Origin of the sequence: Parasphaerochaeta coccoides DSM 17374, assembly GCF_000208385.1 — a bacterium.
GTDB lineage: Bacteria > Spirochaetota > Spirochaetia > Sphaerochaetales > Sphaerochaetaceae > Parasphaerochaeta > Parasphaerochaeta coccoides.
The window spans coordinates 1,806,089-1,818,456 of record NC_015436.1 but is presented as its reverse complement, the minus strand read 5'-3'; the positions used below and the strand labels follow the sequence as shown (position 1 = coordinate 1,818,456).

Here is a 12,368-nt window from a genome sequence, read left to right as displayed (position 1 = left end):
TCCTTCCAGTCGGTTTTTCATCTGTTGGTGGTGCTGGTGCTTTTGAAGCAGAGGAAGACATGACCATGAAACTGCATAATCTACCGGGGCGTGCCCAATCAGGATATGTGACTTTCGGCTGTATCTGGGAGCAGGGCGAGTTTCCCGGCACGAGAGATTTCCATCTCAGGACTTCAGACGGTACGGAACTGCCGGTTCAGAGCAGGATTACCGCCTATTATCCCGATGGAAGTGTAAAATGGACTGCGCATACAGCGGACGCGGGACGCATGACAGCGGAAGTGGAACTAATTGGCAGTGTCCTTGCGCCCGATACAAAAAGTTGCAAAGAAAACCGGAGAGGAATGAAGGCGCACGCCGGAATTTCTGTGATACCTGATTTTCCTTGTGTTTCTTCATCATCAGCATCTTCATTTCCGATGGTTTCCATGAACGCCGGGTCGGAAAAAGGTTCCTTTGACATCACCGCAGGGGATGTATCGTTTACCGTATGTTCCCATGGGCGGTTCCTGTTCAAGGACTTTCGTGTCAACGGTGAACTTAGGGTGCATGGAGCCTTTCCTGTACTCAAACTGGAAAGACGGGCGGTGGAAGAAACCATCGAAACCCGTACAGTCACTGATTTCCTTGGTGAGATTTCCAGCATGGAAGTGGAAGAAGACGGTCCTTTCCACGTTCTTTTCAGATATGAAGGCATCCATAAGAACCCGATATCAGGGGAAGAATTGATTCCATTTGTCATACGCATGGGCATGGGGATTGGTTCGGATTCACTGTCCTTCACTCATACTTTTCTTTATGACGGGGAGGAAAAACGTGATTTCCTCAAGGGCGTCGGCATCTCTTTTGACGCCCGCATCCAAGGAGAAATGTACAACAGGCATATTCGTTTCCTCGGTGATGCTGGTTCATTTCATGAAAGCGTGGCTCAACTCCTGTCATGGCGGCCACGGATTCCTGATGCCGTATATGCCGCCCAGTGTCGCGGCGAGCTTCTTTACCCGGAAGGAGCAGTCTTGGCCAATATAAAGCGCATCCTTCCTGACATGCCTTTCTGGGATACCTATGATTTCTGCCAGGACAACCCCGGACATTTCAAGGTGAGGAAGAAGACGGGCATCCCTGACGTATGCTGGCTTGATTGTCTTGACGGCCAGTATGCCGGAGGGGGACTTTCCCATGGAGGGGAGAATGGGTCATTGTCCTTTGTCCTCCGTGATTTTGCCAAAAGGCATCCGGCAGGTTATACCGTGTCCGGTCTGGCTGGTTCCCGTACCAGGACTGACGTATGGTTCTATTCTCCGGCTGCTGAAGCCTATGATTTCCGGCATTATACCGACCGCGGATACAACCAGGTATATTACGAAGGATATGATTTTTTCGGAGCCAGCGCATACGGAATAGCAGCGACAAGCGAATGTACCTTAAGCTGGGGATCAGAGCCGGTAACGGCTGAAGTACGTCTTCAGGAACTTGCTCATCAGGTGGACAATCCTCCGATATATGTCGGCGACCCGGAATTTTATCACCGGTGCAGGGCATTCGGGTATTGGTCCTTACCATCCCGCAGTATTGAATCCCGGCGTTATCTGGAAGAACAACTGGACAAAGCAATCGAGTTCTACAGGAACGAAGTGGAGCAGAGGAACTGGACGGGGCTTTTTAATCATGGGGACTTCATGCATACCTATGACAAGGAACGCCATGTTTGGCGTTACGACATGGGCGGGTATGCATGGGACAATACGGAACTTGTCCCGACACTGTGGCTTTGGCTGATGTTCATGCGCTCCGGTCGGGAGGATGTTTTCACCCTTGCCGAGAAATTGAGCCGTCATGCCTCGGAAATAGATGTCTACCATTTCGGAAGGTACAAGGGGCTGGGTTCCCGGCATAATGTGCGTCATTGGGGTTGTCCCTGCAAGGAGGCCAGGATTGCCATGGCCGGACATCACAGGTATTTCTATTACCTTACCGGAGACCGTCGGATGGAGGATATTTTTGCCGAGCTCAAGGACAATGAACTCACTTTCCTGGAAAAAGACCCGTTGGGAGAGTTCTATGATAAAGCGGAAATGACATATCCGGCTCATGCCCGTTCCGGCCCCGACTGGTCCAGCCTGTGCTCGAACTGGATGACACAGTGGGAACGCTTCAACGATGCGGCGTACCGTGAGAAAATCATGGTGGGAATCCGGGATATAGAAGCGGCTCCCCTCAAGCTGATAAGCGGGCCTGATTTTGAGTTTGACCCGAAGACAGTGCGTCTGCGCTATATCGGAGAATGTTCGACAGGCGGTACCCATCTCCAGATATGCATGGGAGCGCCCTCCGTTTGGATGGAAATGGGAGACCTGTTGGGCTATGAACCATGGAAGAAGATGATGGCGGACTACGGCAGGTTCTATTTCCTGTCCCGTGAGCAGCAGCTCAGGGAATCCGGAGGGAGCATCGGAGAAAGGGAATTTTCCTTGCCATTCATGGCGGCGGCCATGGGAGCATACGGCGCATGGTATCTGGGTGACCGGAATACAGCCCTTGCGGTATGGAGAGGCCTTCTGTCGGCATTGATATCCGACAACAATTTCCAAGGCTTTTCCATGACACAGGCGCAGAATGTTGGCAACAAGGAGAATCTGATTGAAATTCCTTGGATATCAACCAACTTTGCGGCGCAATGGTGTCTCAACGTCATTATGACCTTGGATTTCATAGAAGACGATTTGCCGGAGACCTTGGAAGGTATCAAGGAACTTCTCTCCACTTTTCCCGGTACTGGTTTCCGTAAGGCGTAGGGCGTAGCTAAAGAATACAATGGTCAATGGAGGGATGAGGCTATCATGAAAGGAAAGATGCTTTATGATAATCCCCTGCATAACGATGCCGACATCAAGGATTTCATCCTGGAAGGCAAGGCACGCATCACGTGCGCGGACGGTTTCTTGCAGATGGAGAATGAACTACCGGGAGAACAGGGGCAGAAGGCCAATTTCGTGCTATGGTGTCCGCTTCTTATTCCGGACAGATGCGTGATAGAATGGGAGTTCATGCCGGTGACTGATGTGGGTCTGTGCATCCTGTTCTTTTCCGCCACAGGTCGGAACGGGGAAGATCTTTTCAGCCCTGCGCTGTTGCCGCGTACAGGCGAGTATCCTCAATATCACAGCGGCGACATCAATGCCTTCCATGTTTCTTATTTCCGCAGGAAAGAGCCAGATGAAAGGATGTTCCATACCTGCAACCTGCGCAAGAGCCATGGCTTCCATCTGGTGGCACAGGGGGCCGATCCTATTCCCGGTGCGGCTGATGTCCATGATTTTTACCGCCTGTGCGTAGTGAAGGAGCCGGATTCTGTAAGTTTTTCCGTCAACGACCTCCCCATCTTCACATACCGTGACGACGGGGTTTCTTACGGCGACAGATTGGGAGCCGGACATATCGGTTTCCGCCAGTTGGCTCCGCTGACAGCCCGATACCGGAATCTCACGGTTCATGAGAGCATATAATCCATGAGCGCATATACGCTGACGTACAGCATTCGTCAGAAGGGCAGGACATAGCATGAGCAGGAATGACGCCGAAACGGACGACACGGGCATGGGCGTTCATGAAAAGAATCAGAGAGGAGGAGAAGCGCACGCTTCGCCTCCGGTGATTAATTTATCCGGGCAGTGGTCGCTTGCTTTGCGTGAGAAGGAGAATCATCAAGGCTTCATCCATATTCCCGGAACCCTGCAAGCCCAGGGATACGGAGATGAGATAAGCCGTGACACGCCTTGGGTCAGCGGACTTCATGATGCCTGTTGGTATGTCCGGGATGAATATGCGTATGCCCAGGAGTCAGGCGTCCGCGTCCCCTTTCTTTCTCAACCTCCACGGCATTTCATTGGCAAGGCATGGTACGGGAGAAGTTTTACGCTCGATGTACCCGCTGATTATGTCCTGCGCATCGAACTTGCCCATTGGAAAAGTACCGTCTCTGTCGATGGCACGGAAAAGGGCAGTGATTTTTCCCTCTGTACACCACATCAGATACCGCTGGGGCATCTTGAAGCAGGTACTCATGAGATATGTGTCCTCATGGACAATTCCTTCTCCCTTCCTTACCGACCTGACGGACACGGCGTTTCCGATGCCCTTGCCGCCACATGGAACGGGATGGGGGGAGAGATAGTCCTCCTTACCAATGAGGAAATAAAGGAACGTCAGACTGCCCGCTCGCTCTATGCGGCTGCGCATCAGCGCCAGATGGAAGTGAAAGGTGGAATGTTCCTTGTGAACGGCAAGAGCGAATACTTAAGGGGAACTCATTTCGGCGGAGACTATCCACTTTCCGGAATGCCTGATGTCTCACCGGCTTTCTGGACACGAATCATGGATATAGTCACGCACTGGGGACTGAACTTCATCCGCTGCCATTCATATTGCCCGCCCCAAGCCGCTTTCGCCGCGGCGGACAAGGCAGGGGTTTTCATCCAGGTCGAAGCGGGAATGTGGAACATATTCAATCCAGGGATTCCCATGGTGGACATCCTCAGAGGGGAAACCCGGAGGATACTTAAAGAGTTTGGACATCATCCCTCCTTTGTCCTGTTCTCTCCATCCAATGAACCGGGTGGTTCTTGGTACGTGCCTCTCTGTGAATGGGTGAAGGAGACGAGGGATTATGACCACCAGCTCGGATATGGTGGCCGACGGCTTTATACTGCCCAATCCGGATGGTTCTATGACGTACCGCCACGGGATATCACGGAGAAGGACACTGATTATATTTATTTTCATCGTTCCGGGTACGGTCCGATTCTCGGTGGTAACATCCGCAATAGTGAAGGATGGAAAGGGAAGGATTATGGCAGCAGCCTGGAAGGAGCGACCTTACCTGTCATTGCGCATGAGCTTGGGCAATGGTGTTCATACCCTGATTTTTCAATCATCTCCAAGTTTACCGGGTATATGAGGCCGGGGAACTATGAGGTCTATCAGGAACATGCCAGGCAGAAAGGTCTTTTGAAGTACAATGCTCTTTTCTCAAGAAATTCAGGAAAGCTCCAGGCTATGATGTACAAGGAAGAACTGGAGGCCAACTTCCGTACTCCGCATATCCAGGGTTTCGAGCTTCTGGACATCCATGACTATCTTGGACAGGGGATGGCGACCGTGGGAATCCTGGATGCTTTCTGGGATGAAAAAGGCTATGTAGACAATGATGAATGGAGGCGTTTCTGTTCTCCTACCGTCCTGTTGGCACGGTTGCCGGGGTATGTATTCAGGACTGGACAGAAAGTGGAGGTACCTGTTGAAATCTGCCATTATGGGGAATCTCCCGTGAAGGATGCCGTAATTATATGGAGCCTGACGCAGGGAAAGCGTCTTCTTGCTTCCGGCGTGCTTCCCCGTCTTTCACTGCCCTTTGGCAAGAACATCCACGCTGGTGTCGTGGAACTTGACCTTGCCTGCGTCAAGGAACCGTGGGACACCACCTTTACACTACGGATGGGAGATGTGTCAAATTGCTGGACGCTCCATGTCTATCCACGACCGGAAGGGCTGGAACGCCCAGGACGACTGGATACCCATGATGCCCATGATGCGGAAGTGGATGCGCTTTATGCCGATGTGCTCCATACCAAGGATTGGACTGTGGCACTGGAAGCGCTGGATAAAGGGCATTCCGTACTTTTTACCCCACGTCTGGACGAACTGGATTATGACTGTCCGCCCGCATCGTTCAAGCCGGTATTCTGGAATGCCCAGATGGGTCCGTCATGGCAAAGGGGCATGGGAATGGTCGTTGATACGTCTCACCCTGTGTTCATGTCCTTTCCCAGCGAATCATGGGGAGGATGGCAGTGGGAAGACATCTTTGACCGTGCCCGAAGCTTCTGCATGGAAGGGCTTCCAGCCCTCAATCCCATTATGCGTCTGATCGATGATCATAACAGGAGCCTTGATCTGGCTTTCATGTTTGAATGCAGGATGTCCAAGGGAAAACTGATGGTTGTTACGGCTGACCTGGAAGGGCGTTTTGAGGAACGCCCGGCGGCATATACGTTCATGTCCGCTATCCGTCGCTACCTGGGGAGTAAAGGTTTCAACCCTGTCTGTAGTGTGGAGCCGGATTTCATTTCCCACCGTCTCCATCCTAATCGTATCATGCTCAGTCTTGACGCTCGTCTCACGGGTTTCCATGGCAGAGAGTATGAAAATGCGGAGAGTCTTGTCGATGGGAACCCCAATACATCCTTCATCCTGCGTGGTACGACGTATCCTTTGAGTCTGGACATGAGATGGAATGGCAAGAAAACCGTGCTGGGTGTCATCATGCTACAGGGGCAGAAGAACCGCATGCATGAAGGGGACATGAAGGAAATCCTCATCACTGCGCTGCATGAGGACGGTTTGCCTGAAATGATAGGCGAATACGAACTGCGTTCTACGCTTCGTGAACAGAGGCTCATGTTTGATTCTCCCCGGTCATTGTCCGGTATCCGTCTGACTGTGCGTTCAGGATTCCAGAAGGCGGGAATGAAGGAATGGAGAGAGTGGGAAGATGGGTGGCATCATGAAGAAACAGAGACGGAGGCTATCGTTGAGATTGCCGTCTTCAACCTGATTGTTGCTGAACAGGTCGGTTCTGAGGATGTCTGTTACTGGAAAGCTACGGGGAAGACATCGACCAAGGAAATAGAAGCCTAGTTTCTTATATTGAGTTTTTCCTTGCTCTGGGGCATAGTGGGGAACAATCATCATGATGTCCTGTCATGTTTCGTCAGATATTTCGTCGGAAGCGATTATTTCCGGAAAGGTGGATGTTCCTTATGCTTTCACTTGGCGGTTTTTTGCTCATATTCCTTATATTCATGGCCGGACTGGTTGATTCCATTGCTGGAGGAGGCGGGTTGATTAGCCTGGCTGCTTACAGCGTATTTGGACTTCCTCCCCATCTTGCCCTGGGCACAAATAAGTTTGCCTCCTGTTCCGGTACGACTGTCGCGGCGTTGCGCTATATACGGGCAAAGGACGTTGTATGGAGGACGGCACTTTCCGCCGCGCTCTGCTCCGGTCTGGGTTCTCTTGTGGGAGCCAGGTTAGTTCTCACTGTCGAGCCTCGCATTGTCTCCATTCTGATGCTTGTCCTGACTCCTGTCCTGGCGGTATTCACTCTCGTCAACAAGAATCTGGGGAAGGCATCCCGTGACATTCCCGCTTCCCGCGCCCTTGTGATGTCCCTTGTGCTTGGACTTGCGGTGGGATGCTATGACGGCTTTTTCGGGCCTGGGAGCGGTATGTTCCTCACTCTGGGATTTACTGCCCTTGTGGGATTGGAAATAGAAAAGGCGTGCGGCAATACCAAGATTGTGAATCTGGCCTCAAATATCGGCGCGCTTACTATTTTCATTATCAACGGACAGGTTGACTATGCAGTCGCCATACCGTGTGCCTTGGCATCCATTGCAGGCAACTATGTGGGATCGGGGCTTGCCATTCGCAATGGCATCAAGATTGTCCGTCCTTTCTTCATTGTGGTACTGTCTCTTCTTTTTGTGACGCTTGCTCTTGATTGGAAGTAACGGTGAATGGAAAAGAGTTCCGGATTTTGTAATTTGGTAATAATGAAAGACTGTGGAGATAGCATCAGGTGGAACTGAAGGATAAAAAATTGACGCCCGCACAGGACATGCTCGTCGGGTCACTGCTCTTTGGTCTATTCTTTGGAGCGGGGAACCTGATCTTTCCCGTCTACATGGGGCAGGAAGCGGGAACATCCATAGTTCCGGCAGTGCTTGGTTTCTTGACTACGGCCATTGGCGTTCCTTTCCTGGGCGTTGTCGCCATTGGTGTGTCACGCAGCTCAGGTCTTTTCAATCTGTCCAGCCGAGTCCATCCGTTCTTCGGTTATATGATGACGATTCTTCTGTATCTGACCATTGGCCCTTTCTTTGCCATTCCCCGTACTGCTTCGGTTTCTTTTGAGGTCGGCATTGCATCCTTTGTAGGGGAAAGTTGGAGGGGCGGTGTCCTTGCGGGTTTCAGTCTTCTGTTTTTCTGCGGGGTACTTTTCTTTTCCCTCCGTAACAGCAACATCCTGACCTGGGTGGGCAAGATACTTAATCCTCTTTTCCTTGTGTTCCTTTCTGTCTTGATGGGAGCGGCTCTGTTCTTTCCCATGGGAGAATTACTTCCGGGAAGTGGGGACTACAGCACGGCTCCATTCTTTTCAGGATTCATTGCTGGCTACAATACGATGGATGCCATTGCGTCCCTGGCCTTCGGAATCATTGTAATACAGACTTTGAAGGATATCGGGGTCAGCAGCCCGCGCGGACTTGCCTGGGGAACTGTCAGGGCGGGCGGGGTCAGCATGGTTCTGATGGGTCTCATCTATGCCATCCTGACTTTCATGGGAGCCTCAAGCGTCGGACGCATCGGCATGACATCCAACGGAGGGCTTTCCCTTGCTTTGATAGCCCGTCATTATTTCGGTTCCGCGGGAGGAGTCCTTCTGGCGCTTATCATCACCTTGGCATGCCTGAAGACAGCAGTGGGACTCATCACGGCCTGCGCCGGAACCTTTGTCAGGATTTTCCCGCGTTCTTTGGGCTATCGCACCTATGTGTATGTCTTTACCGGCATATCATGCCTCATTGCCAATGTCGGCTTAACCCGAATCATCTCCCTGTCCGTGCCGGTACTCATGCTTCTGTATCCTCTGGCCATTTCCTTGATTATCCTGGGACTTTTGTCCCCGTTTTTCAGGGATAGCCGGAATGTATATTTCTGCGGTATCATTGCTGTGATCCCTGTCAGTATCGGGGATTTCCTCCGTTCTTTGCCGGAGAGTGTGGCTCGTCTGTCTTCATTCGGCGCATACATTGATTTCTGCGGCAAGACGTTCCCGTGGTTTGAGCTGGGGCTGGGGTGGTTCGTTCCCCTGTGTGTTGGAACCGGAGCTGGATGGCTATGGATACTGATAGCGGGAAAGCGGCATTTCGCACGAAATGCGGGACAGGAGGGAACCAATGAAGACTCATGAAAATGACCTGGGAGCTGTAGACGCCTATATCGCATCGACAGCTCAAACGATAGCGCAAAAATGGATAACAGACATCAGGAATCAGGTGACTGAACTTATTCCGGATGTCATCCAGAAGGTGAGCTGGGGAATGATCACGTTCGTTATGAACGGGAACTTTCTTCATGTCGGTGCATTTTCAGGCCACATAGGGTTGTATTCCGGTGCGGAAGCCACTGCCTGGTTCACGCAGAGATATCCTTCCTTTGCTACCTCGAAAGGGGGTATCCGTATACCCTATGACCAGCCCCTGCCGCTGGAAGAAATACGGGTTCTCATACAGTATCTTGGAAGTTCCCGGCATGATTGATGACAGCCTGCGGGTGAAGCTATAAGGCATATATGAAAAAAGTTCAGGCAATGTCTTTTAATCATATATAAGAAACAGCAAACAGCCGCGTACGAGGAACATTGCCATGAGGATGAACCGGCGCAACGGGACGATTTATTAATCGGTTGACGTGTGCGCCGGTATTTCCTCATGTTCCGGTCAGAAAACTACCTGTTCGGGCGAGCTTCTGTGGGTTTCCGGACCGCTGTCACCCAGACCCAGTTGACCGTCAGTATTAAATCCAGTCGCCCAGAGCGAGCCGTCTTTTTTCAAAATCATCGTATAGGCTTCTCCGGCGAAGACAGCCGCGACATCTGAACCCATGGACGAAACCTGCACGGGAGTACTTGTGTCGTTATGATTACCGACCCCCAATTGACCATATTCGTTTCGTCCAATCGCCCAGAGCGTGCCATCCATCTTCAGGATCATCGTATGACCGTATCCGGCGGAGACCGCCGCGACGTCAGTCATGAACCCGGAAATATCGGTATCATCCTTGACCTGCACGGGCGTGTTTTTGTTGGTTCCCGAATCGCTGTCCCCCAGTTGACCATAGGTGTTCTGTCCTGTCGCCCAGAGCGTACCGTCCTTTTTCAGGATCATCGTATGGTTCTCTCCGGCGGAGACAGCCGCGACATCAGCACCCATGGACAAAACCTGCACAGGCGTGCTTCTGTCATTCGAAGTGCCGTCACCCAGTTGACCATATTCGTTGTATCCAGTCGCCCAGAGCGTGCCGTCTTTCTTCAGAATCATCGTATGATAGACTCCGGTAGAGACAGCCTCGACATCAGTCATGAAGTCGTTGGGGGTGGTACTGGCCTTGACCTGCACAGGCATGCCTTTGCTATCCGTAGTGCCGTCTCCCAGTTGACCATAGTTGTTCCGCCCCGTCGCCCAGAGCGTGCCGTCCTTTTTCAAAATCATCGTGTGATAACTTCCGGCGGAGACAGCCTTGACAGCAGCACCCATGGACGTGACCTTCACGGGCGTGTTTTTGTCGGTTCCGAGAATGCTAGCCAGACCCAGTTGACCATACTGGTTGTTTCCAGTCGCCCAGAGCGTGCCGTTCTCCTTCACAATCATCGTATGGTAGTATCCAGCAGAGACAGCCGCGACATCAGTCATGACCTTCACGGGCGTGTTTATGTTGGTATTACCACCGACACCCAGTTGACTATGAGTGTTCTGTCCAGTCGCCCAGAGCGTGCCGTCTATCTTCAGAAGCATCGTATGAAAACTTTTGAAGGAGACTGACTTGACCTTCACCAGCCACTGTGCATACAACGTCACGTCATTGGAGGGCATGGTGAAGGACTCACCAACGGCATATGAATCTCCGCTGCCATCAATCTCAGTATTCCATCCGGCAAAGAAATAACCGCTCTTTTCCAGTGTTCCATTGCCCGGTAGTGTGAGCTGGCTTCCCTCATGAGCATACATCCGTCCCGGAGCACTGCCTCCCGTGGCTCCGCTGGCATCAAAGGAGATGCTGTATTGGTTCTTCTCCACCCAGATTGCATAGAGTGTCACATCCTGCCCAGGAATCACGAAGGAGTCTCCGGCGGCATATGAATCTCCGCTGCCATCAATCTCAGTATTCCATCCGGCAAAGAAATAGCCGCTCTTTTCCAGTGTTCCGCTGCCCGGCAGTGTGATTTTGCATCCTTCATAGGTGACTACCTGTTCCGGTTCGTCTCCGCTCTCGGCTCCGTTGGCATCAAAGGAGACACGGTATGAAGTGACCGTTTCCCAGTTTTCACGGGCGCATTCATCCCACGCCACGATTCCCATGTCAATCGCGGCAACGGCGACATGGGATGTCGTGGTATTGAGCATCATGTTGTAGACATGCTGCTTGCCCGCGTCAAAGTGAATCAGGGTTTCCTTGTTCTCAGCTACGGACGTCGGTGTCCATGTGTATGTAGTGCTACTACCCCTGGCATCAGTGAGGACAAACTCCAGCTCCAAAGCATCCAGCAGCTCCCGCGTGTGAGCCATAGGTATCAGCACGGCCTCGAACCTGCGCTTTCCCGCATTCTGGTCAGCTTGGCTGAGGGTGTCGGAAATATCCTTCATGTGAATGGACGCCGTGTCATCACCACGAGGAGTCACTGTTCCGGTATTCAGATTGATCGCAGCGTGCGTGGTGACACCTTTGACCGTAGCCGCGAGCGTAGCGCCATCTTCAGTAATGATAGCCTTATCGATGCTGTCGCTTGGGGCAATGTTGACAACCACGTGGGAGAGCATGTGGTCAAGCTTCAGCTGTACCATTGACGTATTGTTCTGGATACCGTCACCGTATGTCTCCACGTCCTTGCTGTGTCCCCACAGGAAGTCAGCCTTTCCCGTATCCTGTTCCCCAAAATCCGGATAGACATCTATGGGCAGAGCCGTGGTGTCAGAGATGGATGACACATAAGGATAGTAGGAGATGAAGTCGAACGTGCTGTCCGCACCAGCGGCGAAGTCATCCCACGTCAAGGTGTTGGCATCATCGACAGGGGAGAAGCCAGAAATCGGACTGGAAGCATCGGCCCTGTACGCTTTATTGGCACGGGTACCAGTGGTGTCACTGGCAGCCAAGGCACCATGTTCTACCATGTAGATGCCGACTTCATCACCGGCTTGCCATGCGGAGTCAGCCATGACCTTGCGTCCGATCTCCGTGGTGAAGCGCACGGCGCTGGCGTGCGGAACCTCTACTTCGCCGGAACATGCAACAAAAACGAAAAGCATCAGGAAGATGCTTACAAATACAATGCTGTTTTTTCTCACTTTTTTTCCCCTTATCTTTCCCTGAAAAACCAAAAATCATTCATCAAAACATAATGAAATGATGGGTTACTCTGGAAAAGTATGATGAATTGATGAGTTAATGTAGGGGATATTGGTGATGATTGGCGATTACCCGAAAGTATGATTTTGACGAAAAAGCATATAGTACTTTCGGGTTAC

General features: G+C 51.8%; 7 protein-coding genes. 6 read left to right on the top strand and 1 reads right to left on the bottom strand.

The window, feature by feature from the left end; translation table 11 throughout:
• Positions 1 to 65: 65 nt before the first annotated feature.
• From SPICO_RS07810 to SPICO_RS07785, 6 genes are all read left to right on the top strand, one after another.
• A complete protein-coding gene (locus SPICO_RS07810) occupies positions 66 to 2,795 on the top strand; it encodes an exo-rhamnogalacturonan lyase family protein (protein WP_148229036.1) in 2,730 nt (909 codons plus the stop codon).
• A gap of 45 nt (positions 2,796 to 2,840) precedes the next feature.
• Positions 2,841 to 3,506: a DUF1961 family protein gene (locus SPICO_RS07805; protein ID WP_013740127.1), complete on the top strand. Its 666-nt coding sequence runs from the start codon at positions 2,841 to 2,843 to the stop codon at positions 3,504 to 3,506.
• Positions 3,507 to 3,561: 55 nt separating this feature from the next.
• A complete protein-coding gene (locus SPICO_RS07800; RefSeq protein WP_013740126.1) occupies positions 3,562 to 6,696 on the top strand; it encodes a DUF8487 domain-containing protein in 3,135 nt (1,044 codons plus the stop codon).
• Between the two features lie 122 nt (positions 6,697 to 6,818).
• Complete coding sequence (locus tag SPICO_RS07795) at positions 6,819 to 7,571, top strand: TSUP family transporter (protein ID WP_013740125.1); 753 nt, start codon at positions 6,819 to 6,821, stop codon at positions 7,569 to 7,571.
• A gap of 68 nt (positions 7,572 to 7,639) precedes the next feature.
• A complete protein-coding gene (gene brnQ / locus SPICO_RS07790) occupies positions 7,640 to 9,034 on the top strand; it encodes a branched-chain amino acid transport system II carrier protein (protein ID WP_013740124.1) in 1,395 nt (464 codons plus the stop codon).
• Entirely contained in the window at positions 9,021 to 9,383 is a 363-nt protein-coding gene (locus SPICO_RS07785) for an iron chaperone (RefSeq protein WP_013740123.1), read from the top strand. The genes brnQ and SPICO_RS07785 overlap by 14 nt, the downstream gene beginning before the upstream one ends.
• A gap of 180 nt (positions 9,384 to 9,563) precedes the next feature.
• Here SPICO_RS07785 and SPICO_RS09950 read toward each other — a convergent pair whose 3' ends face one another.
• Positions 9,564 to 12,188: an RCC1 domain-containing protein gene (locus SPICO_RS09950; protein WP_013740122.1), complete on the bottom strand. Its 2,625-nt coding sequence runs from the start codon at positions 12,186 to 12,188 to the stop codon at positions 9,564 to 9,566.
• Between the last annotated feature and the right edge of the window lie 180 nt (positions 12,189 to 12,368).

Coding starts and splice junctions, on each gene's coding strand:
- SPICO_RS07810 (WP_148229036.1), top strand. CDS start 66: ATGAAACTGCATAATCTACCGGGGCGTGCCCAATCAGGATATGTGACT.
- SPICO_RS07785 (WP_013740123.1), top strand. CDS start 9,021: ATGAAGACTCATGAAAATGACCTGGGAGCTGTAGACGCCTATATCGCA.
- SPICO_RS07800 (WP_013740126.1), top strand. CDS start 3,562: ATGAGCAGGAATGACGCCGAAACGGACGACACGGGCATGGGCGTTCAT.
- SPICO_RS07805 (WP_013740127.1), top strand. CDS start 2,841: ATGAAAGGAAAGATGCTTTATGATAATCCCCTGCATAACGATGCCGAC.
- SPICO_RS07795 (WP_013740125.1), top strand. CDS start 6,819: ATGCTTTCACTTGGCGGTTTTTTGCTCATATTCCTTATATTCATGGCC.